This window comes from Actinocorallia sp. A-T 12471 (genome assembly GCF_033875155.1).
GTDB lineage: Bacteria > Actinomycetota > Actinomycetes > Streptosporangiales > Streptosporangiaceae > Actinocorallia.
Map to the genome: position 1 here is coordinate 123,108 of NZ_JAWZTE010000001.1, position 22,707 is coordinate 145,814.

The 22,707-nt window shown below is 71.0% G+C and carries 23 protein-coding genes, 3 tRNA genes and 1 pseudogene; 23 read left to right on the forward strand and 4 right to left on the reverse strand.

Going from position 1 to position 22,707, the window contains the following annotated elements; translation table 11 throughout:
• The first annotated feature begins 1 nt into the window (after nucleotide 1).
• Entirely contained in the window at nucleotides 2–379 is a 378-nt protein-coding gene (locus tag R9X44_RS00605; RefSeq protein WP_319811921.1) for a luciferase family protein, read from the forward strand.
• A 32-nt stretch (nucleotides 380–411) separates the two neighbouring features.
• On the opposite strand, the gene R9X44_RS00610 is transcribed toward R9X44_RS00605, so the two are convergent.
• On the reverse strand, nucleotides 412–1,062 hold the full coding sequence (locus tag R9X44_RS00610; RefSeq protein ID WP_319811922.1) for an HNH endonuclease family protein: 651 nt from the start codon (nucleotides 1,060–1,062) through the stop codon (nucleotides 412–414).
• 184 nt (nucleotides 1,063–1,246) lie between these two features.
• Between R9X44_RS00610 and R9X44_RS00615 the strand changes: the two genes are divergently transcribed.
• The 6 genes from R9X44_RS00615 to R9X44_RS00640 all read left to right on the forward strand — a co-directional run bounded on the left by R9X44_RS00615 (nucleotide 1,247) and on the right by R9X44_RS00640 (nucleotide 7,822).
• On the forward strand, nucleotides 1,247–2,140 hold the full coding sequence (locus R9X44_RS00615; RefSeq protein WP_319811923.1) for an ABC transporter ATP-binding protein: 894 nt from the start codon (nucleotides 1,247–1,249) through the stop codon (nucleotides 2,138–2,140).
• Entirely contained in the window at nucleotides 2,137–3,060 is a 924-nt protein-coding gene (locus R9X44_RS00620) for an ABC transporter permease (protein ID WP_319811924.1), read from the forward strand. The genes R9X44_RS00615 and R9X44_RS00620 overlap by 4 nt, the downstream gene beginning before the upstream one ends.
• On the forward strand, nucleotides 3,060–3,971 hold the full coding sequence (locus tag R9X44_RS00625; RefSeq protein WP_319811925.1) for an ABC transporter ATP-binding protein: 912 nt from the start codon (nucleotides 3,060–3,062) through the stop codon (nucleotides 3,969–3,971). The genes R9X44_RS00620 and R9X44_RS00625 overlap by 1 nt, the downstream gene beginning before the upstream one ends.
• Nucleotides 3,968–4,684 carry an ABC transporter permease gene (locus R9X44_RS00630; protein ID WP_319811926.1) on the forward strand — a complete coding sequence of 239 codons (717 nt, stop codon included), beginning with the start codon at nucleotides 3,968–3,970 and terminating at the stop codon, nucleotides 4,682–4,684. Before R9X44_RS00625 ends, R9X44_RS00630 begins: the two co-directional genes overlap by 4 nt.
• 421 nt (nucleotides 4,685–5,105) lie before the next feature.
• Nucleotides 5,106–6,299 carry a CoA transferase gene (locus R9X44_RS00635; protein WP_319811927.1) on the forward strand — a complete coding sequence of 398 codons (1,194 nt, stop codon included), beginning with the start codon at nucleotides 5,106–5,108 and terminating at the stop codon, nucleotides 6,297–6,299.
• 47 nt (nucleotides 6,300–6,346) lie between these two features.
• On the forward strand, nucleotides 6,347–7,822 hold the full coding sequence (locus tag R9X44_RS00640) for a dihydroorotase family protein (RefSeq protein ID WP_319811928.1): 1,476 nt from the start codon (nucleotides 6,347–6,349) through the stop codon (nucleotides 7,820–7,822).
• A gap of 159 nt (nucleotides 7,823–7,981) precedes the next feature.
• Here the strand turns inward: R9X44_RS00640 and R9X44_RS00645 are convergent, their stop codons facing one another.
• Nucleotides 7,982–8,383 (reverse strand): nuclear transport factor 2 family protein, encoded by a 402-nt coding sequence (locus R9X44_RS00645; protein ID WP_319811929.1) that lies wholly within the window; start codon nucleotides 8,381–8,383, stop codon nucleotides 7,982–7,984.
• 123 nt (nucleotides 8,384–8,506) lie between these two features.
• On the opposite strand from R9X44_RS00645, the gene R9X44_RS00650 reads away from it, so the two are divergent.
• Together R9X44_RS00650 and R9X44_RS00655 are read left to right on the forward strand one after the other, a co-directional pair.
• Nucleotides 8,507–9,940 (forward strand): class I SAM-dependent methyltransferase, encoded by a 1,434-nt coding sequence (locus R9X44_RS00650; RefSeq protein ID WP_319811930.1) that lies wholly within the window; start codon nucleotides 8,507–8,509, stop codon nucleotides 9,938–9,940.
• 131 nt (nucleotides 9,941–10,071) lie between these two features.
• Nucleotides 10,072–11,439, forward strand: coding sequence for a HAMP domain-containing sensor histidine kinase (locus tag R9X44_RS00655; protein ID WP_319811931.1), 1,368 nt, complete (start codon nucleotides 10,072–10,074; stop codon nucleotides 11,437–11,439).
• On the opposite strand, the gene R9X44_RS00660 is transcribed toward R9X44_RS00655, so the two are convergent.
• Nucleotides 11,436–12,623 (reverse strand): MFS transporter, encoded by a 1,188-nt coding sequence (locus tag R9X44_RS00660; RefSeq protein ID WP_319811932.1) that lies wholly within the window; start codon nucleotides 12,621–12,623, stop codon nucleotides 11,436–11,438. The two genes, R9X44_RS00655 and R9X44_RS00660, sit on opposite strands and share 4 nt — an antisense overlap.
• A gap of 76 nt (nucleotides 12,624–12,699) precedes the next feature.
• On the opposite strand from R9X44_RS00660, the gene R9X44_RS00665 reads away from it, so the two are divergent.
• From R9X44_RS00665 to R9X44_RS00705, 8 genes and pseudogenes are all read left to right on the forward strand, one after another.
• Nucleotides 12,700–13,407: a FadR/GntR family transcriptional regulator gene (locus R9X44_RS00665; protein ID WP_319811933.1), complete on the forward strand. Its 708-nt coding sequence runs from the start codon at nucleotides 12,700–12,702 to the stop codon at nucleotides 13,405–13,407.
• Nucleotides 13,408–13,479: 72 nt separating this feature from the next.
• Nucleotides 13,480–14,847: pseudogene (locus R9X44_RS35640) on the forward strand (alpha/beta hydrolase); the annotation flags it as partial.
• Between the two features lie 213 nt (nucleotides 14,848–15,060).
• Nucleotides 15,061–15,133 (forward strand) — tRNA-Thr (locus tag R9X44_RS00680).
• Nucleotides 15,134–15,249: 116 nt separating this feature from the next.
• Nucleotides 15,250–15,323, forward strand: a tRNA-Met gene (locus R9X44_RS00685).
• 81 nt (nucleotides 15,324–15,404) lie between these two features.
• The gene (rpmG, locus tag R9X44_RS00690; protein WP_111167039.1) at nucleotides 15,405–15,569 is read left to right on the forward strand and encodes a 50S ribosomal protein L33; all 165 of its coding nucleotides are present in this window, start codon (nucleotides 15,405–15,407) and stop codon (nucleotides 15,567–15,569) included.
• Between the two features lie 193 nt (nucleotides 15,570–15,762).
• Nucleotides 15,763–16,200 (forward strand): MaoC family dehydratase N-terminal domain-containing protein, encoded by a 438-nt coding sequence (locus tag R9X44_RS00695; protein ID WP_319811936.1) that lies wholly within the window; start codon nucleotides 15,763–15,765, stop codon nucleotides 16,198–16,200.
• 2 nt (nucleotides 16,201–16,202) lie between these two features.
• Complete coding sequence (locus R9X44_RS00700) at nucleotides 16,203–16,628, forward strand: MaoC family dehydratase (protein WP_319811937.1); 426 nt, start codon at nucleotides 16,203–16,205, stop codon at nucleotides 16,626–16,628.
• A gap of 92 nt (nucleotides 16,629–16,720) precedes the next feature.
• Nucleotides 16,721–17,782, forward strand: a complete 1,062-nt coding sequence (locus R9X44_RS00705) for a UDP-N-acetylmuramate dehydrogenase (RefSeq protein ID WP_319811938.1) — start codon at nucleotides 16,721–16,723, stop codon at nucleotides 17,780–17,782.
• On the opposite strand, the gene R9X44_RS00710 is transcribed toward R9X44_RS00705, so the two are convergent.
• A complete protein-coding gene (locus R9X44_RS00710; protein WP_319811939.1) occupies nucleotides 17,779–18,813 on the reverse strand; it encodes an adenosine deaminase in 1,035 nt (344 codons plus the stop codon). The two genes, R9X44_RS00705 and R9X44_RS00710, sit on opposite strands and share 4 nt — an antisense overlap.
• Before the next feature lie 156 nt (nucleotides 18,814–18,969).
• Here R9X44_RS00710 and R9X44_RS00715 point away from each other — a divergent pair.
• The 6 genes from R9X44_RS00715 to R9X44_RS00740 all read left to right on the forward strand — a co-directional run bounded on the left by R9X44_RS00715 (nucleotide 18,970) and on the right by R9X44_RS00740 (nucleotide 22,655).
• Nucleotides 18,970–19,042 (forward strand) — tRNA-Trp (locus R9X44_RS00715).
• Nucleotides 19,043–19,145: 103 nt separating this feature from the next.
• Nucleotides 19,146–19,388 carry a preprotein translocase subunit SecE gene (gene secE / locus R9X44_RS00720; protein ID WP_319811940.1) on the forward strand — a complete coding sequence of 81 codons (243 nt, stop codon included), beginning with the start codon at nucleotides 19,146–19,148 and terminating at the stop codon, nucleotides 19,386–19,388.
• Nucleotides 19,389–19,442: 54 nt separating this feature from the next.
• Complete coding sequence (gene nusG, locus R9X44_RS00725) at nucleotides 19,443–20,252, forward strand: transcription termination/antitermination protein NusG (RefSeq protein ID WP_319811941.1); 810 nt, start codon at nucleotides 19,443–19,445, stop codon at nucleotides 20,250–20,252.
• Nucleotides 20,253–20,420: 168 nt separating this feature from the next.
• Nucleotides 20,421–20,852 carry a 50S ribosomal protein L11 gene (gene rplK / locus R9X44_RS00730; RefSeq protein ID WP_319811942.1) on the forward strand — a complete coding sequence of 144 codons (432 nt, stop codon included), beginning with the start codon at nucleotides 20,421–20,423 and terminating at the stop codon, nucleotides 20,850–20,852.
• Between the two features lie 93 nt (nucleotides 20,853–20,945).
• Entirely contained in the window at nucleotides 20,946–21,659 is a 714-nt protein-coding gene (gene rplA / locus R9X44_RS00735) for a 50S ribosomal protein L1 (RefSeq protein ID WP_319811943.1), read from the forward strand.
• Between the two features lie 198 nt (nucleotides 21,660–21,857).
• Nucleotides 21,858–22,655 carry an LppX_LprAFG lipoprotein gene (locus tag R9X44_RS00740; protein WP_319811944.1) on the forward strand — a complete coding sequence of 266 codons (798 nt, stop codon included), beginning with the start codon at nucleotides 21,858–21,860 and terminating at the stop codon, nucleotides 22,653–22,655.
• The last annotated feature ends 52 nt before the right edge of the window (nucleotides 22,656–22,707 follow it).

Consider the following 22,707-nt stretch of genomic DNA (forward strand, 5'->3'; position numbering starts at 1 on the left):
CATGGACGACGCCTGCGCGGAAAGTCCCTTCTCCCAGCGAGTGCTCGCACTTACCCGGTCCTGGCCGCATCTGCGGGCCGAGCGCGCCGACTGCGGGGTGGGCGTCGCCCTCGCCGTGGACGGCGGCCAGGTGGCCCACCTGCACGACGACGACGCCGAGCTGCTGGTCGGCACGGCGAGCGTCGACCGGATCCGCCCGGCCCTTGAGGGCGCGGGCCGGATCGTCCCCGAGGGCCCGGCGATCCGGGTGCGCCTCGAGGGCGAGAGCGACGTGCGGCTGCTGCTGACCCTGCTGAGCGTGGCGATCAAGGCGCGGCGCACCGAGGAGGGGAACGGTCCATGGTGCCGGGTGGCGCGCCGCCGCCTGGCGGTCCCGTGAGCGTCGGCTAGCGGGTTTGGCTGGCAGTTTGGCTAGCAGGTCTTCTGCATCTCGCCGAGCTTCCGGTGCGCCTCGGCGGTCACCGGGAGCTCGTAGGCGAGCGCGACGCCGATGAAGCGCTTGGCGTACTCGCACTGGTAGTCGCGCGGCGGCTGCCACTCCTCGGGGCCCGAGTCGCCCTTGCGCTGGTTGGCGCGGCCGCCGACGGCGAGGAGGTTGTCGGGGTCGTTGGCGAACTTCTCGCGCTTGTCCTTGTCCCACTGTGACGCGCCCATCCGCCAGGCCAGGGCGAGCGGGTAGATGTGGTCGATCTGGACCTCGGTGGGCCGCGCGCGGTCGAAGTCGATGGAGCCGTCGCCGTAGGGGTCGTCCTTGAGGACGCCGGACAGGACGACGCAGTCGTCGCGCTTCGTTATGTCGGCGAGGTCGCGGGCGAGGATGTCGTTGCGGGTGTCGCAGCGGTTGCGGTCGACGTCCTTCCACGAGGTGCCGAACGCCTTGCGGTCGTAGCTGCCGTCGTTGACCTCCTTGGCGACGCCGACCATGTCGAGGACGCGCTTGTCGGCGAAGGACAGCTCCTCGGTGGTCTCGGCCCCGCCCTCGGTCTCGGGGGAGGTGAGGACGACCGAGCACGAGGTGAGCGTCAGGGCGGCGCAGATCGCGGCGAGGGCCTGGCGGAGCATGGGGGGTACCTCTTTTGAGTTTTCCGCGGGCGACAGCCCTGATCGGGGGGAATGTCAGGTTACGCCCGGGAAGGCCGTCGCGTCCCTTCAGGTACCGGCCCGCCGCGCAGTTCGTCCTATGGAGGGGTATGGGTCGTTCCCCGGAGGGATGACGGGGTCGCCCGCACCGCCCTAGCCTGACACCATGCCCATCATCACCACCCGGGACCTCACCATGAGGTTCCCCGGCGTGACCGCGCTGGAATCGCTCAGCGTCGGCGTCGAACCCGGCGTCACCGGGCTCGTCGGCGCGAACGGCGCGGGCAAGTCGACCCTCATCAAGATCCTCCTGGGCCTCCAGCGGCCGACCTCGGGTTCGGCCGAGGTCCTCGGACACGACATCGCCACGGGCGGCGCGGAGATCCGCCGCCGGGTCGGCTTCATGCCCGAGTACGAGTGCCTCCTCCCCGACGTGACCGCGACCGAGTTCGTCGTGCACCTGGCCCGCATGTCGGGGCTGCCGTCGTCGGCGGCCCGTGAGCGCGCCGCCGACGTGCTGCGCCACGTCGGCCTGTACGAGGAGCGGTACCGCCCGATGGGCGGGTACTCCACGGGCATGCGCCAGAAGGTGAAGCTCGCCCAGGCGCTGGTCCACGACCCGAGCCTCGTCTTCCTCGACGAGCCCACCAACGGCCTCGACCCGCGCGGCCGCGACGAGATGCTCGCGCTGATCCGCAAGGTCGGCGCGGAGTTCGGCATCAGCGTCCTGGTCACCTCGCACCTGCTCGGCGAGCTCGAGCGCGTCTGCGACAACGTGGTGATCATCGACGGCGGCAAGCTGCTGCGCTCGTCGGCCGTCGCGTCGTTCACCGAGACCAGCGGCATGCTCGTGGTCGAGGTGGAGGAGGGCCGCGACGCCCTCGGCGCGCACCTGGCCGAGCGCGGCCTCACCGTCCAGGCGGACGGCCGCACCCTCGTCGTCCAGCTCGACGGCGAGGAGACCTACGACGCGATCCGCGACGGGGTCGTCGACCTCGACCTCGCGCTCATCCGCATGGAGCACGGGCGTCACCACATCGAGGAGGTGTTCCAGCGGTGAGCACCGCCATCCACGACATCGGCTACCGCCACTACGACGGGCCGCGCCAGAAGCACGGGCAGACCGTGCGCGCGCTGTACGTCCACAACCTTCGGACCCTGTTCGGGCTGGGCCGCGGCGGCAAGGCCAAGGTCATCCCGTTCGCGCTGCTGGCGATGATGATGCTGCCCGCGCTCGGCGACATCGCCATCAAGGCGGTGGTGAAGCAGCCCGACTCGTTCCCGATGCAGGGGTACGGGTACATCCTCAACCCGCTCATCGCGATCTTCCTCGCCGCGCAGGCCCCGGTGGCGGCGTCGCGGGAGATCAGGTACCGGACCGTCCCGCTGTACTTCTCGCGGCCGGTCGGGCCGCGCGACTTCGTCGCCGCGAAGTTCGGCGCGTTCACCACCGCGCTGCTGCTGCTCACCGCGCTGCCGATGACGGTCATGCACATCGGCTTCCTGCTGACCAGGCAGGGCATCGTCGAGGCGGCGTCGCAGCCTGGCGCGTTCCGCGACGTGAGCGAGATCCCGACGGTCATGGAGGCCACCCGGGAGTGGGCGTTCGGCCTCATCGGGGCGCTGCTGCTCGCGCTCGTGCTGTCGTCGTTCGCGCTGCTGGTCGCCGCGTACATGCCGCGCCGTGGGTTCGGCATCGCCGCGGTCATCGCGCTCTACCTGGTCTCCAACGCGGTCGTCGGCATCGCCCAGGGCATCGCGCTGACGCGCAGCGCCTACGACCTCGCCGGGTGGCTGAACCTGTTCACCCCGTTCAACCTCGTCTACGGCACCCAGGTGGCGTTGTTCAAGGCCGACGGCGGCGTCATCGCCGCGCCGCCGCCGTCGGGTACGGGGATCTTCTTCCTGCTGTTCTGCGTGATCATCGTGGCCGGTTCGCTCGCCGCGCTGCACGCCAGGTTCCGGAAGGCGGGCGCGTGATGGGCGTCATCACCGTGGAGAACGTCTCGCGCTGGTACGGCAACGTCGTCGCGGTCAACGGGATCTCGATGACGATCGGGCCCGGCGTGACCGGCCTGCTCGGGCCGAACGGGGCGGGCAAGTCGACCCTCATCCACATGATGGGCGGGTTCCTCGAACCGTCGGCGGGCGCGCTCAAGATCGACGGACAGGACATCTGGGGGCATCCCGAGGTGTACCGGCACATCGGGCTCGTGCCCGAGCGGGAGAGCGCCTACGACTTCCTCACCGGGGAGCAGTTCATCCTCGCGATGGCCAGGCTGCACAAGCTGCCCGACCCGCGCGGCGCGGCGCGCCGCGCGATCGGCCTCGTGGAGATGGACTACGCCGCACAGCGGCAGATCGGCACCTACTCCAAGGGCATGAAGCAGCGGATCAAGATGGCCTCCGCGCTCGTGCACGACCCGGCGGTGCTGCTGCTGGACGAGCCCTTCAACGGGATGGACCCGCGCCAGCGGCTCCAGCTCATGGACCTCATCCGGGGCATGGCCGAGCAGGGCCGCACGATCCTGTTCAGCTCGCACATCCTCGAGGAGGTCGAGCGGCTCGCGACGCACATCGAGGTCGTCGTCGCGGGCAGGCACGCCGCGTCCGGCGACTTCCGGGAGATCCGGCGGCTGATGACCGACCGGGCGCACGTGTTCTCGCTGCGCTCCTCCGACGACCGCGCGCTCGCCGCCGCGGTGATCGCCGACGGGTCCGCGACCGCCGTGCGCGTCACCGACCAGGGCCTCGAGGTGGAGGCGGGGGACTTCGCGCGCTTCACGCGGCTGCTCCCGCGGCTGGCCAAGGAGTCGGGTGTCCGGCTGCGCGAGGTCTCCCCGTCCGACGAGTCCCTCGAAAGCGTCTTCAGCTACCTGGTGGAAAAGTGAACTCGACCATCGCCTCCCTGACCCTGCGGGGCATGCTCGGCCGGCGCCGCGCGGTGCTGCTGTTCCTGCTGCCCGCGGTGCTGCTCGGGCTCTCCGTGGTGCTCGCCGCCACCGGCTACGACACGCTCAGCACCTCCACGGGCGTGCTGCACGCGTTCGGGATCGTGGTGCTGCTGCCGCTGCTCGCGCTGATCGTCGGGACCGGGGTGATCGGCCCCGAGATCGACGAGGGCCAGATCATGTACGTGCTCACCAAGCCGATCTCGCGGGCGTCGGTGGTGCTGACGAAGTTCGCGTGCGCGGTCGGGCTCGTCGTCGTGTTCGCCGTCGTGCCAGTCTGGGCGGCCTCGGCGATCATGGTCGGGCCGGAGTCCGACGTGTCCTGGGCGTTCGCCGTGGGCGCGCTGCAAGGCGGCGTCGTCTACGCGGCGGTGTTCCTGGCGCTGGCCGTGGTGAGCCGCAACGCCGTCACCATCGGCCTCATCTACGCGCTGGTCTGGGAGTCGATGATCGGCGGCTTCGTCGCCGGTTCCCGCAACCTCTCGATCCAGAGCTGGGCCCTGTCCAGCGTCGACGCCCTCACCTCCGCCACCACCGTCAACATCGGCTCCTCAGCCACCACGGGCCTCATCCTGACGGCCATCACCGTCACAGCCGCCCTCACCCTCGCCATCACCAAACTCCGCACCCTAACCCTCGCCACAGCCGACTAACCCCCTTACCCCACGCGCAGGCCCTCCCGACTCCGTCGAGAGGGCCTGCGCTTTTGCGGAACCCGCCCCCGACCGCGCAGCGTCGGGTTCCCGCCTCCCGCGCGCTACCGGACGCTCGTTTCTCGCGCGGCGCCGCATACCCGCCTTCCGTGCGGCGTCGGACGCTCGTCTCCCGCGCGGTGCCGGACGCTCGCTTCCCGCGCGGTGCTGGGCACTCGTTTCGCGCGCGCCGCGGACCTCACCCGCAACGCGGGTGAGGTCCGCGGCGCGCGGTCCGCGGCGCGCGGTCAGGGTGGGCGGTCAGGGTGGGCGGGGTTGGGGGGTGCGTTGACCGGGGTTGTGGGGGCGGCTTATTGTTGCGCGTGATGGAACGGTGTATCGGCTGGCGGAACGGGCTGGTCGAGAGGGGGAGGTGGGCAGGGTGACGGACGGGCCGTTGGCGGGGGTGCGGGTGCTTGACGTGTCGACGATTCTTGCCGGGCCGTTGTGTGCTCAGATCCTTGGGGATTTCGGGGCGGACGTCGTCAAGGTCGAGCATCCGGACAAGCCGGACGGGATGCGGGGGCACGGGAAGTCCAAGGACGGGCATCCGCTGTGGTGGAAGGAGGTCGGGCGGAACAAGCGGACCGTGGGGTTGAAGCTCAGCGATCCCGAAGGGGCCGCGCTGCTGCTTCGGCTCGCGGAGACCGCTGATGTGCTCATCGAGAACTTTCGGCCGGGCACCCTGGAGAAGTGGGGGATCGGGCCTGAGCGGCTGCATGAGGTGAACCCGCGGCTCGTCATCGTGCGGGTCACCGGGTTCGGGCAGACCGGGCCGTATGCGTCGCGGGCCGGGTTCGGGACGCTCGCCGAGGCGATGAGCGGGTTCGCCCACCTCACCGGCGATCCGGACGGGCCGCCGACGCTGCCCGCGTTCGGCCTCGCCGACAGCGTCTGCGGGATCGCCGCGTCCTCGGCCGCGACCATGGCCCTGCTGGCGCGCGAGCGCACCGGGCTGGGCCAGGTGATCGACATGAGCCTGCTCGAGCCGCTGATGGCCGCCGTGGGCCCGTCGCCGACCGTCTACGACCAGCTCGGCGTCGTGGAGACAAGGCACGGCAACCGCTCGACCAACAACGCGCCGCGCAACACCTACCGGACCAAGGACGGCGCGTGGCTCGCCGTGTCCACCAGCGCGCAGGCCATCGCCGAGCGCGTCATGCGGCTCGTCGGGCACCCCGAGGTCATCGACGAGCCGTGGTTCGCCACCGGACGCGGCCGCGTCGAGCACGTCGAGCTGCTCGACGCCCTGGTCGGCGGCTGGATCGGCGCGCGCACCCGCGACGAGGTCGTCACCGCCTTCACCGAGGCGGGGGCGGCCGTCGCGCCCGTCTACGACGCGCGCGACCTCGTCACCGACCCGCACGTGCGCGAGACCGGGATGTTGACGACCGTGCCCGACCCCGACCTCGGGCCGCTGCTCCAGCACAACGTCATGTGGCGGATGTCGCGCACGCCGGGCCGGGTGCGCTTCACCGGCCGCGCGCACGGCGCGGACACCGCGGAGGTGCTCGCCGAACTCGGCGTCGCCGCCGAGGACGTCGCCGCGCTGCGCGACCGCCGGATCGTGGGATAGCCGCGGGCTGTCCCGCGCCAAGTGAGAGAGGGAGACCTTTGACCAACGTGAACGGACCCGCCTTCGACCTCGTGGTCAGGGACGTCCTCGTCGTCTCGCACGAACGCGACGAACCCGTCGCGGGGGACATCGGCGTCAAGGACGGAAAGATCGCCGCGATCGGCCCGAACCTCGACGTCACCGGCGTGCCCGAGGTCGTGGACGGCGGCGGCAGGCTCGCCTTCCCCGGCGCGGTCGACGCCCACCAGCACTGGGGCATCTACAACCCGCTGTCCGACGACACGGTGAGCGAGTCGCGCGCGAGCGCGCAGGGCGGCGTCACCACCGCGCTGACGTACATGCGCACCGGCCAGTACTACCTGAACAAGGGCGGGCCTTACGCCGACTTCTTCCCCGAGGTCCTTGCGGCCGCCGAGGGACGCGCGCACGTCGACTACGCCTTCCACCTCGCGCCGATGTCCAAGGGGCACATCGCGGAGATCCCCGAGCTGGTCGAGCGGTTCGGCGTGACCTCGTTCAAGATCTTCATGTTCTACGGGTCGCACGGCCTGCACGGGCGCTCGGCCGACCAGAGCAGCTTCCTGATGATCCCGCAGGACGAGCGCTACGACTACGCGCACTTCGAGTTCGTCATGCGCGGGGTCCAGGCGGCGCGGGAGAAGTTCCCGCACCTCGCCGACGAGATCTCGCTGTCGCTGCACTGCGAGACCGCCGAGATCATGACCGCCTACACGCGGCTCGTGGAGGAGGCCGGCGACCTGTCCGGCCTCGCCGCCTACAGCGCCTCGCGTCCCGCGCACTCCGAGGGCCTCGCGGTGTCGATCGCGTCGTACCTCGCGCACGAGACGGGCCTGCCGACGATCAACCTGCTGCACCTTTCCGGCTTCAAGGCGGTCGACGCCGCAGTCCGCATGGCCAAGGCGTTCCCGCACATCGACTTCCGCCGCGAGGTCACCGTCGGGCACCTGCTCGCCGACATCACCACAGCCTCCGGCATCGGCGGCAAGGTGAACCCGCCGCTGCGCGACCGCGAGGACGTCGAGGCGCTGTGGTCGTACGTCGCCGACGGGACCATCGACTGGGTCGTGTCCGACCACGCCTGCTGCCGCGACGAGGCAAAGTTCGGCGCGGACCGCGACGACGTCTTCCTCGCCAAGTCCGGCTTCGGCGGCGCGGAGTACCTGCTGCCCGGCATGGTCACCGAGGCGCGCAAGCGCGGCGTCCCCCTGGGCCGCGTGGCCGCCCTCACCGCCGCCAACCCCGCCGCGCGCTACGGCCTGCGCGCCAAGGGCGTCCTCGAGCCGGGCCGCGACGCCGACATCGCGCTCGTCGACCCGAACGTCACGTGGACGGTCCGCGCGGAGGACTCCGAGTCCACCCAGGAGTACACCCCGTTCGAGGGCTTCGAACTGACCGCCAAGGTCACCGACACATTCCTACGCGGCACACGCGTCCTGCACAACGGCTCCGTCACGGGCCCGCCAACGGGCCGCTTCCTCACCCGCCCATACCCGGCTGCGTAAGGGGCCCCCACGGGCCGCTTCCTCGCTCGCCCGTACGCGGCTGCGTAAGGGGCCCCACGGGCCGCTTCCTCGCCCGCCCGTACGCGGCCGCGTAAGGGGCGTCATACGGGACCTCGTACCCCCGCCCGGCTTGCGCCGCGCGGGGGTGCGGTCGTTGCGTCAGCAGCCCGCTTTCGCGTGGGCGATGGTCTCTACCTGGGGGCGTAGGGCTTCGGACATGGCGTGGACGGCGGACATGGGCCTGAGCATGACGGTGACGTCGGTGATGACGCCGTCGGCGTCGGTGGTGAGGAGGTCGCAGCCGTGCACCTCGGTCGGGCCGATGCGCGCCTTGAAGACCAAGGCGTGGGAGCCGGTGGCGGGGTCGGAGATCTCCTGTGTGTACTTGACGTCCTCGAAGACGGTGAACGCGGCGCGCAGGACCGCCGCGACGGTGTCGCGGCCCCGGTAGGGCTTGTGGGCCACGGGGCTGTGGAAGACCGCGTCGTCGGCGAGGAGAGCCGCGAAGGCCGCGGCGTCGCCCTTGTCGACTGCCGCACGGAAGGGATGCAAGGCGGCCACCTCTGAGATTCGTTCGTTACCTACCGGACAGTGGGTAATTATTGGCGGAAATAGCCGTTTGTCCAGCTTTGCCAGAGGTCGCGCCGAGACCGGCCACCCCCGTCCGACGGCTACCCTGGGCCGGTGTTGGAGCGGCTGACGACGGCCTGGGGCGCGCTGGACCTCGGCCGGTACCCGGAAGACGAACGCGACAATCTGCGCGCCTGGGACGCCGCGGACGAGTACCTCCTCAGGCATCTCGCCGAAAGGGACATCTCACCCCGAGGTGAGGTCGTCGTCCTCGGCGACCGCTGGGGCGCGCTCGCGACGGCCCTCGCGGCCGGGCCCGAGGGCCCGCCGCCGGTCTCGGTCACCGACTCCTTCCTCGCCCACCGGGCCGCCCAGGCGAACCTCGCGCGCAACGGCCTCGCCCCCGACGCCGTCTCCTTCCGAACCCCCGGCGACCGGCTTCCCGACAAGGCCGACATCCTGCTCGTCCGGGTCCCCAAGAGCCTCGCCGCGCTCGAACACGGCCTGCACGCGCTCCGCCCGGCCCTGCACGCCGGGACGGTCGTCGTCGGCACCGGCATGGTCAAGGAGATCCACACCTCGACGCTGCGCCTGTTCGAGCAGATCATCGGCCCGACCCGCACCTCACTCGCCGAACGCAAGGCCCGCCTGATCCTCACCACCCCCACCCGGTCCCTCGACCCCGCCCGGTCCCTGGACCCTGCCCCGTCCCTGGCCCCCGGCCCCGGCCCGTCGCTCGACCCCGCCCGGTCCCTGGACCCCGCTTCGCCCTTGGACCCCGCCCGGTCCCTGGACCCCGCTTCGCCCTTGGACCCCGCCCGGTCCCTCGACCCCGCCCCGCCTCTGGACCCCGTCCCGCTCCTGGACCCTGGGCCCTCCCTGGACCCCGGCCGGTTCCTCGACCCCGGCCGGTTCCTCGACCCCGGCCGGTCCCTCGACCCCGGCCGGTCCCTGGACCCTGGGTCGGACCCGTGGCCGCTCACGTACACCCTTGACGACGATGCCGGGCCCGTCTCGGGTCGTGTCGTCGTCAACCACGCGGGGGTCTTCTGCGCCGACCGGCTCGACGTCGGGACCCGGTTCCTGCTGCGGCACATGCCCGTCATGCCGGAAGCGCGCCGGATCGTCGACCTGGGTTGTGGCAACGGGGTCCTCGGCCTCGCCGCCGCGCTCACCCACCCCGCCGCCGAGATCGTCTGCACCGACGAGTCCTACGCGGCGGTCGCGTCGGCCCGCGCGACCTTCGCGGCCAACGGCGTCACCACCGGCGTGTTCCAGGCGGCCGACGGGATCGGCGACATCGCGCCGGGATCGTGCGACCTCGTCCTCACCAATCCGCCCTTCCACTCCCACCAGGCCACCACCGAGGCCGCCGCCCGCAGGATGTTCGCCGGTGCCCGCCGCGCCCTGGCCCCGGGCGGCGAGCTGTGGGTCGTCGCGAACCGGCACCTGGGCCACCACGCGGCGCTGCGGCGGATCTTCGGCAACTGCTCGGTCGCCGCGTCCGACCGGAAGTTCACGGTCCTGCGGGCCGTTCGCCGCCGCTAGGGTCCGGGGTTCACCGCCGCTGACCTGGGGGTACATCACGGTTCGGTGGAATTCGAGCCTTCGGGGGTGGAGTGTTCCGGCGTGGGGGAGACGGACGCTTCGCGCGGATGTGGGCGCGGGCGTTCCACTCCGTGCGCGGAAGGGTCACCGGCCTCGCCGTCACCGTCTCGCTGATCGTCCTGTCGGTGTGCGCGCTGCTGCTGCTCGCGCTGATCCGCCAGGACGCCGCCATGAAGGCCGCGGCGACGGCGGCGCACACCTCGCGGTCCCTGGCCGTCAAGGCGATCACCGAACGGCTCGCCGACCCCATCGAGCGGACCGGCGACCAGGCCGAGCTCATCCAGGTCGTCGGCGTGGACGGCAGGGTCCTCGCCGCGACCCCCGCGCTGCGCGGCCACGACCCGCTGACGACCGCGCGCCCCGCCGACCCCGACGACGTCAGGATCGACACCACGGCGTGCCCGAAGCGGATCAGGGGCTGCCTGTACGTGGTCGGCTTCCATGTCGCGTCCTCCGCCTATGAGCAGCCCGTCACCGTCTACGCGGCCGTCGAGCTGCCCGGCATCCTCGGCGACGGCTCCTCCATCGGCATCCGCGTGCTCATCCTGCTGGTCCTGCTCGTCTCCCTGATCGGCTTCGGCACCTGGGTGGCCATCGGCGCGGCTCTACGGCCCGTGGAGGAGATCACCGACGAGCTCGCCGACATCACCGCCTCCGACCTCTCCCGGCGCGTCCCCGTCCACTACAGCGGCGGCGGGGAGGTGCAGAAGCTCGCCGAGACCGTCAACGGGACGCTGCACCGGCTGGAGCAGGCGACCGACCGGCAGCGCAGGTTCGTCGCGGAGGCGTCGCACGACCTGCGCAACCCCATCGCGGGCATGCTCACCCGTCTCGAGGTGCTGGACGGCGAGGACGAGGACTACCCGTGGAAGGAGGTCGTCCACGAGGCGGTGCACGACGCCGAGCGGCTGAGCGCGATCGTCGAGGACCTGCTTGAGCTGGCCAGGCTCGAGGCGGGGTCCGCGCCGCCGACCGAGACGCTCGACCTCGGCGCGCTGGTGCGCCGCGAGATCGCCCAGCGCCCGCCCGACGCCCTCCCGATCACCACCGACCTCGTCGGCGGCGTCTGGGTGCGCGGCAGCCCCCTGCGGCTGGCCCGTGTGTTGGAGAACCTGCTCGCCAACGCGGTCAGGCACGGCAGGTCGGGCGTCCGGGTGCAGGTGCGCGTCGAGGACGGCGACGCCGTCATGGGCGTCTACGACGACGGCGACGGCGTGCCGGAGGCCGACCGGGAGCGGATCTTCGAGCGGTTCGCCAGGCTGAAGGAGTCGCGCGAGCGTGACTCGGGCGGCACGGGCCTCGGCCTGCCCATCGCCAGGGAGATCGCGCGCAACTACGGCGGTTCCCTCGCCGTCGCCGAGGGCGAGGGCGGCCGGTTCGAGCTGCGCCTCCCGATCGCCGACCCGCCCGAGCCGCAGGAGCCGCCGCCCGAGGGTTAGAGCTCGTCCTCAAGCACATGCGGCGACGCCGCCCGCAGCCCGCCGATGAGCGCGGGGACGAGCAGGACCATCAGGAACAGCAGCGGGACGACCCACTCGCCCGTCCACTGGTAGAAGACGCCCATGATGATCGGCCCCGGTACCGCGCATAGGTAACCCGTGCTCTGCGCGAAGGACGACAGCAGCGTCACGCCCTCGTTGGTACGCGCCCGCAAGCCGATCAGCGCGAGGCTCAGCGGGAACGCCGACTGGGAGACGCCCGCGAGCAGCGCCCACAACCAGGGCAGGTCCGCGGGCCAGAAGGCGAGCCCCGCATACGCGACGAACCCGGTGCCGAGCAGCACCGCCACCAGCGCGCGCTGGTTGGGCCGTCGTACGGCCAGCACGGGCATCACGAAAGCGAGCGGGATGCCTATCGCGATGCACAGCGCGAGCAGCAGTCCCGCGGTGTTCGGGGAGAAGCCGGCGTCCCGGTAGATCTGCGGCAGCCACCCCATCGTGGAGTAGGCGGCGGTCGCGTTGACCATGAAGAACACCGCGAGCGCCCACGCGGTCCTGCTGCCGCGCAGCGGCGGCAGCGTGCGCGCGCCGCCGTCGGTCTTGGCCGTCAGGCCGCGGCAGCGCACCGCGACGAGCAGCGCGAGCAGCGCGAGCGTCCCCCAGACGGCGAGGCCGCTGCGCCACGACCCGAGCGACTGCGCGACGGGCACGGCCAGCGCCGCCCCGACGGCCGCCCCGATCGTCAGGAACGCGGTGTAGACGCCCGTCACCAGCCCGGCCTTCTCCGGGAACTCGCGTTTGACGACCGACGGCATGAGCACGTTGGCGATAGCGATCCCGCCGAGCGCCAGCATGCTGAACAGCAGGAACACCACCGGCTCGGCCGCCAGCGCGCGGACCGCGAGGCCCACGCCGAGCAGCAGCATCCCGACGCCGAGCGCGCCCGCCGCGCCGAACCGCCTGGCGAGCCGGGGCGCGAGCGGGCCGAACGCGGCGAAGCACAGCGGCGGCAGGGCGGTCAGCAGGCCCGCGGTGAAGCCGTTGAGGCCGACCGCCGCCCTGATCTCCGGCAGCAGCGGGCCGACGGTGGTCGCGCCGGGCCGCAGGTTGAGCGAGACGAGCAGGATCAGCGCGACGACGGGTCCCGCCGCGGTGGCACGGCGCAGGGGGGTGGCGAGCGACATAGGGGCAATCATAGAATCATTGGATGAATTGTCCCGCGCTTGCCCCCCGGGTCGGCCCTGCTGGAACGATGGCCCCATGACGCTGTCGTCCGCCCGCCGCACACCGCTCTTCGAGCAGGTCGCCGCCCAGTTGCGCGAACAGATCACCGCGGGCCGCTGGCCCGTCGGCAGCCGCATCCCCACCGAACCCGAACTCGCGGAACAGCTCGGCGTCGCGCGCGGCACCCTCCGCGAGGCGGTACGGGCCCTCGCCCATAACGGGCTCCTCGACATCCGCCAGGGCTCCGGCACGTACGTGGTCTCGTCAAGCGAGCTCGCCGGGGTCATGCGGCGGCGCTTCGCCGACTTCGACCGCGAGCACGTCAAGGAACTCAGGACGATGCTCGAGACGTCGGCCGCCGGGCTCGCCGCGCTGCGCCGCACCGAGGCCGACCTCGTCCACCTCGACGCGCTCCTCGACCGGCGCGAGCGCGCCTGGCGGCACGCCGAGCTGACCGGCGAGCTCGAGGACTTCGTCCAGGCCGACGCCGCGCTGCACCACGCGATCGTCGAGGCCGCCCACAACCCGGCCCTCAGCGGCATCTACGCCGACCTCGGCGACTTCTTCCGCGCCGAACTGCGCGACTTCTTCGCCGGCGAGCTCACCCCCGACCGCCACGTCGACCACACCCGCCTCATCGCCGCCATCCGCGCCGGCGACGCCAACGCCGCGACCCGCGAATGCGCCCTCTTCGCCACCTTCCCCGACCCCCACCCGACCCCCGCCCCCGACACCCAGGCTTAAGGGGACATAGGGCGGGAAGTACTACTTTCGGTAGGGGGATTTTCACGGACTGACAGCTTCGGGGGAAGCCAGATGGGCGTGCGGGTCTGGCTGGCTCTCGCGGGTCTGGCGATCGCGTGGATTCCCGCCTTCGCGCCGCCGCCCGCCGATCCGTTGCGCGACTTCTATGCGCAGCGTCCGCTGTGGACGCCTTGTGCGCACGACCCCTCGTTCTCGTGTGCGCGCGTCAAGGTGCCGCTCGACTACGCCGAGCCCGACGGGCCCACCCTGTCACTCGCGCTCAACCGGCTTCCGGCGGCCGACCCCTCGCATCGTGTGGGCGCGCTCGTCACCAACCCGGGCGGGCCCGGCTCGTCGGGGCTCGCCTTCGCCTACCGCGCGCGCTCGTTCTTCTCCGACGACCTCCGCGCGCGCTACGACATCGTCGGCATGGACCCCAGGGGAGTGGGCGAGAGCGACCCGGTCTCCTGCGCGATCACCACGGCCATGGACCAGGCCGAGAACACCGCCGACTACGCGCGCGCGCTTGCGGCGAGCTGCACGGCGACCGCAGGCAAGGTCATCGGACATGTCCGCACCCCCGACGTCGCCCGCGACCTCGAAGTGGTCCGCCACGTCCTCGACGAGCCCGCGCTCAACTACTACGGCGCTTCTTACGGCACGGTCCTCGGCCAGTTCTACGCCCACCTGTTCCCCGCGTCCGTCGGCAGGATGACCCTCGACTCCATCGCCGACCCCACGGGGTGGCCCGGCGACCCGTCGGCCCAGGCCGTCGGCTTCGAGACGGCGTTCGGCGTGATGGTCGCCACCTGCGTCAAGCAGGGCGGGTGCCCGCTCGGCAAGGACCGCACCGACATCATGTCCCGGGTCGGCCGCATGGTCGCCCGCCTCGACGCCAAACCGCTGCGCACCGCCGTCGGGGGCCCGCCCGTCACCAGCCGGGAGCTCCTGCGCGTGATCGAACTCGCCACCTACCGCGAGGCGTCCTGGCCGAAGGTCGCCAAGGCGCTAGCCAAGGCGCTGCGCGGCGACGGCTCCGGCCTGCGCGCCCTCACCGCCGAGCAGGCCGACGCCGAGGACGGCGCGGGGACCGTCCCGGCCGGATACCACGCGGTCCTGTGCCCGCACCTGCGTCCCGAGGAGCGCACCGCCGACGCCGCCGCGCGCGCCGGGGCCGAGGCGGTGGCCGTCGCGCCGCTGTTCGGCAGGCAGGTCGAGTCCCAATGGCTCGCCTGCGTGGACTGGCCGGTGCCCTCACTGCCCGAGGCGGGCAAGGCCCTTTCCGGCTCCGGCGCGCCGCCGATCCTGCTCGTCCACAACAGCCACGACGCGGCGACGCCCGTCCACTGGGCGCGGGCCCTGCACGGACGGCTCGACGGCAGCGCGCTCGTGGTCAACGAGTCGGGCGGCCACGGCTTCTATCCGATGGGCGAGTGCACCCGCGCGGTGGTCGATTCCTTCCTCCTGAAGGGGGCTCTTCCGGCCGGCGGAACGGCCTGCGGCGACCGTGCCCACGAGGCCGTCAAAAGCCCGGAAAGCGCAGGTCGGAACGGGCGCGACACCTCATCGGCCGACCCCGGGCCTGACCGGCCCTTATCCGGTTCGCGCAAGGGGTCGGGACCGTGTATTGTTTTCCCTGCGAGCACGACGCAAGCCCCTTTAGCTCAGTCGGCAGAGCGTCTCCATGGTAAGGAGAAGGTCTACGGTTCGATTCCGTAAAGGGGCTCGATGAAACACTGAAGTGACGCCCGGCCCGCATCGGGCCGGGCGTTCACCGTGTTTCGGGCGACCACTGGGTCAGGTACTCTTGGCAGTGCCGACCGCTCTCAGTGGCCTCGTCATGGCGGGGTAGCTCAGTCAGGCAGAGCAAGCGGCTCATAATCGCTGTGTCGCCGGTTCAAGTCCGGCCCTCGCTACAAAATCCGATCACATCAAGTCCCCCCGGGACGTGGTCGGATCAGTATGTCCGAATCCCTTGAACAGAAAGGCACTCCATCGTGGCTGCCACCGACGTTCGGCCGAAGATCACGCTGGCCTGCCAGGAGTGCAAGCACCGCAACTACATCACGCGCAAGAACCGGCGTAACGACCCGGACCGCCTTGAGCTGAAGAAGTACTGCCCGAACTGCCGGTGCCACCAGCCGCACCGCGAGACCCGCTGACGCTCCGCGATCCGCGAAAGCCGGCTCGGCACTGGCGACAGATAGACCGAGCGCTTGCCTAATTCGGCCCGTTCCCAGGCGCACCCGCCGGGGACGGGCCGAACGTCGTTCTGTAACCTTCCCCACTAGGCGCGAACGGTTTCCCCGTCACCCCCGGGGACCGAGATCCGAAGAGACTCGGAAGGAAAGCGGCATGGCACTCAACACCGATTTCATCGGGCGGACGTTCCCGCCCAGTCCTCCTTATGAGGTCTCCCGGGTGAAGATCCGCGAGTTCGCCGACGCGATCGGCGACGGCAACCCGATCTACCGCGACCCGGAGGCGGCGCGGGCCGCGGGTCACCCGGACGTCGTCGCCCCGCCCACGTTCCCCATCGTCTTCTCCCTCGGCGGCGACTACTTCGCCGACCCCGACCTGGGCCTCAACTACGCCATGGTCGTGCACGGAGAACAGCGCTTCGAGTACAAGCGGCCCGTCGTGGCCGGTGACGCGCTCACCGCGCAGGCGACCATCGCCGACATCCGCAAGGCGGGGCGCAACGAGCTGCTGAAGATCGTCACCGAGATCCGGGACACCGCCGGCGAACTCGTCGTCACCACGTACAACACCATCGTCGAGCGGGGGGCCTGACCATGGCGGCGACAGTCAAGTACGACGAGGTCGAGGTCGGCACCGAGATCCCCGCGACGAGCTACGACGTCAAGCGGCTCAACCTCGTGATGTACGCGGGCGCGTCCGGCGACTTCAACCCCATCCACTGGGACGAGCACTTCGCCAAGTCCGTCGGCCTGCCCGACGTCATCGCGCACGGCATGTTCACCATGGCCCAGGGCGGCAGGTTCGTCACCGACTGGGTCGGCGACCCCGGAGCCGTCCTCGACTACGGCGTCCGCTTCGCCGGCATGGTCCCGGTGCCGCACCAGGCCGGGAACACCATCGTGATCAGCGGCGTCGTAGAGGAGAAGCTCGAGGACAACAAGGTCGTCGTCGGGCTCACCGCCAAGACCGGCGACCAGAAGGTGCTCAGCCAGGCCAAGGCCGTCGTCCGGCTAGCCTGAGGCCGGGTCGCGCGCACGCGCGGAACCGACGCGTGCGCGCCCACCCGTCCCGTCACGCCGCCCAGACCCGCCGCCCAGACCCAGGGGGAGACATGAACGTCCACTGCCAGGACGTCCGGCTGTCCGGATACACCACCCTGCGGCTCGGCGGCCCGGCCCGCACCTTCGTCGAGGTCACCACCGAGGACGACCTCGTCGCGGCGGTCCGCGCGGCCGACCGGGACGGGGAGCCGGTGCTCGTGCTGGGCGGCGGCAGCAACCTCGTCGTCAGCGACGCGGGCTTCCCCGGGACCGTCGTGCGGGTCGCGACCCGCGGTGTGTCGATCAAGGGCGGGACGGTCAGGGCCGAGGCGGGCGAGGACTGGGACGCGCTCGTCGCCAGGACCGTCACGGCGGGCCTCGCCGGGCTCGAGTGCCTGTCCGGCATCCCCGGGCGGGTCGGCGCGACCCCGATCCAGAACGTCGGCGCCTACGGCCAGGACGTCAGCGAGACGGTCACCGAGGTCCGCGTCTACGACCGCGTGGACGACGCCGTACGCACCCTCAAAGCCGACGAGTGCGGCTTCACCTACCGGCACAGCGTCTTCAAGGGCCACGACAGGTACGTCGTGCTGTCGGTCGCCTTCGAGCTCGCCGAGACCGGCGAGTCCCGGCCCGTCAAGTACGCCGAGCTCGCACGCCGCCTGGGCGTCGCGGTAGGCGAGTGCGCGCCTCTGGCCGACGTACGCGCCGCCGTCCTCGAACTGCGCAGGGGCAAGGGCATGGTCCTCGACCCCGCCGACCCCGACACGCGCAGCGCCGGGAGCTTCTTCACCAACCCGATCCTCACCCCCGCCGAACTCGCGGTCCTCGCCGAGCGCGCCGAGGGCTTCCCCGCGTTCCCCGAGCCGGACGGGCGCACCAAGACGTCGGCGGCATGGCTGATCGACCGCGCCGGATTCGCCAGGGGACATGCGCGCGGACCCGTCAGGCTGTCCACCAAGCACACCCTCGCGCTCACCAACCCCGGCCCCGACGGGACCGCCGCCGACCTCCTCGCGCTCGCCCGCGAGGTCCGCGAGGGCGTCCGCGCGGCCTTCGGGGTGACGCTCGTCAACGAGCCTGTCTTCATCGGGCTCAGCCTTGACGAGGACGCCCCGGCGGCCCGGAACTAGGCGGCCGGGCCCGGCGGCGTCGCGAGCCACTCGTCAACGCCCGCGAGCAGCCGCTTGCGCACCGCGTCGGGCGCGGCCGACCCCCGGATCGAGGAGCGGGCCAGCTCGGCGAGCTCCTCGTCGGTGAAGCCGTGCTCGCTGCGCGCCAGCTCGTACTGGGTGACGAGCCGGGACCCGAACAGCAGCGGGTCGTCCGCGCCCAGCGCCATCGACACCCCCGCCTCGAACAGTGTGCGCACCGGCACCTCGGCCGCGCTGTTGGCGACGCCGAGCGACACGTTCGAGGCCGGGCAGACCTCGAGGGTCACCCCGAGCCGCGCGATCTGCTCGACGAGCGCGGGGTCCTCCACCGAGCGGACCCCGTGGCCGAGCCGGTCGGCGTGCAGCAGGTCGAGGCACGGCCGCACCGACTCCGGCCCCTGGAGCTCGCCGCCGTGCGGGGACAGCAGCAGCCCGGCCCTGCGCGCTATCCGGAACGCGCCCTCGAACTCGTAAGGCTTGCCCCTGCGCTCGTCGTTCGACAGCCCGAACCCGACGACGCCGCGCCCGGCGTACTGCGCCGCGAGCCGCGCGAGGATCTTGGCGTCGAGCGGGTGACGTGTCCGGTTCGCCGCGACGATCACGCCGATCCCCACCCCCGTCGCGTCCTCGGCCGCGCGGGCGGCGTCCAGGACGAGTTCGAGCGTCGGCGTCAGGCCGCCGAAACGGCTCTGGTAGCCCGACGGGTCGACCTGGATCTCCAGCCAGCCGGAACCCTCCGCCGCCTCGTCCTGGGCGGTCTCCAGGACCAGCCTGACCAGGTCGGCGGGCTCCTGCAGGACCGAGCGGGCCAGGTCGTAGAGCCGCTGGAACCTGAACCAGCCGCGCTCGTCGGTGGCGCGCAGCGCGGGCGGCCACTCCGACACCAGCGCCTCGGGCAGCCGCACACCGTGCCTGATCGCCAGCTCCACGAGGGTGCTGTGCCGCATCGAGCCGGTGAAGTGCAGGTGCAGATGTGCCTTGGGCAACAGGGCGAGATCACGGCGCTCCATCTGCCAATCCTGCCTGATCAGACAGGGGTTCATGGGACGGCTGCGCCGGAACCACCCGGAAGTACTAGACGCGCCGCGCGGTTTCCGGTTCGACGTGGGGCGCTCGGGGACGTATGCTGCTGGCCTAGCGGCGCGCTGCGCGAGCACGCCCGCTGTAGGGCAATGGCGCAATTGGTAGCGCTCCGGTCTCCAAAACCGGCGGTTGGGGGTTCGAGTCCCTCTTGCCCTGCGGAGCAGCTTCACGTTCCCAGCCGCACGTGAGCGCGCATAGTGTGGATGCACGCGCGGCGGATACCACGCCGTGTCGGACGATCAATCCGAACGAGGGTGAGATGGCGACTGACATTCGCGACGCCGCGACCGAGGACAAGGGCAAGCCCGCGAAGCGCAAGCGCACCGGTCCTGTTCTCTTTATCCGCCAGGTCGTCGGCGAGCTGCGCAAGGTCATCTGGCCGACTCGCAAGGAGCTCATCACCTACACGATCGTGTCGTTGGTGTTCGTCCTCGTCATGATCGGCATCGTCTCGCTGCTCGACTGGGGGCTTCAGGAGGCCATCTTCGCCCTCTTCACCTAGAAGAGCCGAGCGAAGCGTTCCACCACCCGTCCCCGTAGGAAGAGAGTCACCGCCGTGTCCGAGTCCTCGCAGTTCCACGACGAGCTCCCGCAGGAGCCGCTGTCGGATGAGGTTCTCCCGCAGGGAGAGGACGCTGAGGCGCAGGACACCGACGCGGACGTCGAGGCCGCCGAGCCCGTCGAGGCCGAGCTGGAGTCTGACGAGGCCGACGGCGAAGAGGCCGAGGAGTCCGACGCCGACGAGGCGGAGGCCGAAGAGCCCGCCCCCGTCGTCGACCCGATCGCCGACTACATGCGCGAGCTGCGGATGCTCCCGGGCGACTGGTACGTCATCCACTCCTACGCGGGGTACGAGAACCGGGTCAAGAGCAACATCGAGACCCGCACCACGACCCTGAACATGGAGGACTACATCTTCCAGATCGAGGTCCCTCAGCACGAGGTCACCGAGATCAAGGGCGGCAAGCGCCAGAAGGTGAACGAGAAGGTCCTGCCGGGCTACATCCTGGTGCGCATGGACCTGACCGACGAGTCCTGGGGCGCGGTCCGCAACACCCCGGGCGTCACCGGCTTCGTCGGCCTGTCGAACAAGCCGTCGCCGCTCAGCCTCGAAGAGGTCGCCAAGCTGCTCGCGCCCGAGGCCCCCGAGCAGGCGCAGACCGCCAAGTCCGCCGCCACCAAGGCCGCCGCGACCGTCGACTTCGAGGTCGGCGAGTCCGTCACCGTCATGGACGGCCCCTTCGCGACGCTGCCCGCCACGGTCAACGAGATCAACCTCGACACCCAGAAGCTCAAGGTCCTCGTCTCGATCTTCGGCCGCGAGACCCCCGTCGAACTCTCCTTCAACCAGGTCTCCAAGATCTGACGAAGGCCCACCCGCCCTGTCAGGGCGGGTACCCTTTGCATATGCTTCCCGGCGCTCACGCGCGGGGACCAAGGGCTCCAACATCCCCGGCTCACGTTCCAGCCGGGGATGTTGCCTGTGAAGCAGGAGTCGGAGCCGAAACCACCCTGGAACGGAAGAAGGCGAACCATGCCTCCGAAGAAGAAGAAGATCAGCGCCATCGTCAAGGTCCAGCTGAACGCCGGTGCCGCGACGCCCGCGCCGCCCGTCGGTACCGCGCTCGGTCCGCACGGCGTCAACATCATGGACTTCTGCAAGCAGTACAACGCTGCCACCGAAGCCCAGCGCGGCAACGTGATCCCCGTTGAGATCACGATCTACGAGGACCGCTCCTTCACCTTCATCACCAAGACGCCGCCGGCGCCGCAGATGATCCTGAAGGCCGCCGGCATCGACAAGGGCTCCGCGGTCCCGCACAAGACCAAGGTCGGCTCGATCACGCAGGACCAGCTCCGCGAGATCGCCGAGTTCAAGATGAAGGACCTCAACGCCAACGACATCGAGGCCGCCGCGAAGATCATCGCCGGCACCGCCCGCTCCATGGGCATCGAGGTCAAGTAGCAAGGTGCCGCGGCTTCCGCCGCGGCAATCCAACACAGTGGTAGAGCCTGCGCGGCTCGTTAACACCACGAACTCCCGAGGAAGGGGAGCAGTATGAAGCGCAGCAAGGCTTACCGGGCCGCGGCTGAGAAGATCAACCAGGACGAGCTGTACACGCCGCTCGACGCGGTGCGGCTGGCCAAGGAGACCAAGGTCACCAAGTTCGACCCGACGATCGAGGTCAACACCCGCCTGGGCGTCGACCCGCGTAAGGCCGACCAGATGGTGCGCGGCACCGTCAACCTGCCGCACGGCACCGGCAAGACCGCCCGCGTGCTGGTCATCGCCGGTGGCGCGAAGGCCGACGAGGCCCGCGCCGCGGGCGCCGACTTCGTGGGCGCCGACGACATGATCGAGCAGATCTCCGGCGGCTTCCTCGACTTCGACGCCGTCGTCGCGACCCCGGACATGATGGGCAAGGTCGGTCGTCTCGGCCGGGTCCTCGGTCCGCGCGGCCTCATGCCGAACCCGAAGACCGGCACCGTGACGATGGACGTGGCCAAGGCCGTCACCGACATCAAGGGCGGCAAGATCGAGTTCCGCGTCGACCGGCACTCCAACCTCCACTTCATCATCGGCAAGGCGTCCTTCGACGACCGCCAGCTCGTGGAGAACTACGCCGCCGCGATCGAGGAGATCCTCCGCCTCAAGCCGTCGGCCGCCAAGGGCCGCTACCTGAAGAAGGTCACCGTCACCTCGACGATGGCCCCCGGCATCCCGGTCGACCCGTCGGTCACCCGCGGCTTCACCGCCGAAATCGACGAGTAAGACCACCCCGTCCCCGGACGGCCCCCGCACCACCGCAAGGCCCGCGCGAGCCCCGCTCCCGCGGGCCTTCCGCATTTCCCCACGACGGCCCCCAGCCCGGGGAGCAGGTGGCGGTGGGGTGAGTTTCTGGTTGTTTCGTTATGTAATTGGGTGTTTCGGGGTGGTGCGGGGGGGTGGGGGTGGGGCGAGAATCCGGGGATGAAGAAATGGGTTGCCGGCGGGGTCGTCGGTGTGAGCCTTGTGCTGGGGCTTGTCGGGTGTTCGGGGGAGTCGTCCACGGGGGGTGGGGGAGGCGCGTCGGCTTCGGCCGCGCCGGCGGGGCAGGACGCGGGGAACGCGATCAGGGCGGTCGCCGAGCGGTCCAAGGGCATTGAGTCCCTGGCCGTGGAGATGAAGATCGAGGGGACGGAGCAGGTCACGGGCAAGGGCGTGCTCCGGTTCAAGCCCGACGTCGCGATCTCGATGGAGATGACGGTCGCGGGCTCGGGGGCCAGCAAGGTCATCGTGCTCGGCGACGCGGTCTACGTCGGGAGCGGCGACGGTTCGCCGATGGTCGGCGGCAAGCCGTGGATGAAGATCAAGACCGGTGACATCGCCGCGCAGGGGGGTCTTGACCCCGAGGCGCTCACCGCCCAGTTCCGGCAGAACGACCCGGCGGCCCTGGCCAAGCTGTTCGCCGCGTCGAAGGACGTCGTCGTGGTCGGCGAGGAGGACTTCGAGGGCGTCAAGACCGTGCGCTACAAGGGCACGATCGACGCGAAGGCCGCGGCCGCGTCCGACCCGTCGCTGCAGGGCACGCTCGACGGGTTCGGCGAGGGCGTCGGCGAGGTGAAGTTCGACGTCTGGATCGACGCCGACAACCTGCCCCGCAAGACCGTCACCTCGGTGGACATCAAGGACGTCGGGACGACGACCGTCACGGTCGTCTTCCGCGACTACAACAAGCCGGTGACCATCGAGGCCCCGCCGGCCGACCAGGTGGCTTCGGCGAACTGAGTCCGCACGGTGACCGGGCTCGGCGGAGCCCGGTCACTGTTGGGCCGGGGGC

Excerpts from the sequence above, each read along its gene's own strand:
- R9X44_RS00605 (WP_319811921.1), top strand. The coding sequence starts at position 2 with ATGGACGACGCCTGCGCGGAAAGTCCCTTCTCCCAGCGAGTGCTCGCA.
- R9X44_RS00610 (WP_319811922.1), bottom strand. The coding sequence starts at position 1,062 with ATGCTCCGCCAGGCCCTCGCCGCGATCTGCGCCGCCCTGACGCTCACC.
- R9X44_RS00615 (WP_319811923.1), top strand. The coding sequence starts at position 1,247 with ATGCCCATCATCACCACCCGGGACCTCACCATGAGGTTCCCCGGCGTG.
- R9X44_RS00625 (WP_319811925.1), top strand. The coding sequence starts at position 3,060 with ATGGGCGTCATCACCGTGGAGAACGTCTCGCGCTGGTACGGCAACGTC.
- R9X44_RS00660 (WP_319811932.1), bottom strand. The coding sequence starts at position 12,623 with ATGTCGCTCGCCACCCCCCTGCGCCGTGCCACCGCGGCGGGACCCGTC.
- R9X44_RS00665 (WP_319811933.1), top strand. The coding sequence starts at position 12,700 with ATGACGCTGTCGTCCGCCCGCCGCACACCGCTCTTCGAGCAGGTCGCC.
- R9X44_RS00695 (WP_319811936.1), top strand. The coding sequence starts at position 15,763 with ATGGCACTCAACACCGATTTCATCGGGCGGACGTTCCCGCCCAGTCCT.
- R9X44_RS00700 (WP_319811937.1), top strand. The coding sequence starts at position 16,203 with ATGGCGGCGACAGTCAAGTACGACGAGGTCGAGGTCGGCACCGAGATC.
- R9X44_RS00705 (WP_319811938.1), top strand. The coding sequence starts at position 16,721 with ATGAACGTCCACTGCCAGGACGTCCGGCTGTCCGGATACACCACCCTG.
- R9X44_RS00710 (WP_319811939.1), bottom strand. The coding sequence starts at position 18,813 with ATGGAGCGCCGTGATCTCGCCCTGTTGCCCAAGGCACATCTGCACCTG.
- secE (WP_319811940.1), top strand. The coding sequence starts at position 19,146 with ATGGCGACTGACATTCGCGACGCCGCGACCGAGGACAAGGGCAAGCCC.
- rplK (WP_319811942.1), top strand. The coding sequence starts at position 20,421 with ATGCCTCCGAAGAAGAAGAAGATCAGCGCCATCGTCAAGGTCCAGCTG.
- rplA (WP_319811943.1), top strand. The coding sequence starts at position 20,946 with ATGAAGCGCAGCAAGGCTTACCGGGCCGCGGCTGAGAAGATCAACCAG.
- R9X44_RS00740 (WP_319811944.1), top strand. The coding sequence starts at position 21,858 with ATGAAGAAATGGGTTGCCGGCGGGGTCGTCGGTGTGAGCCTTGTGCTG.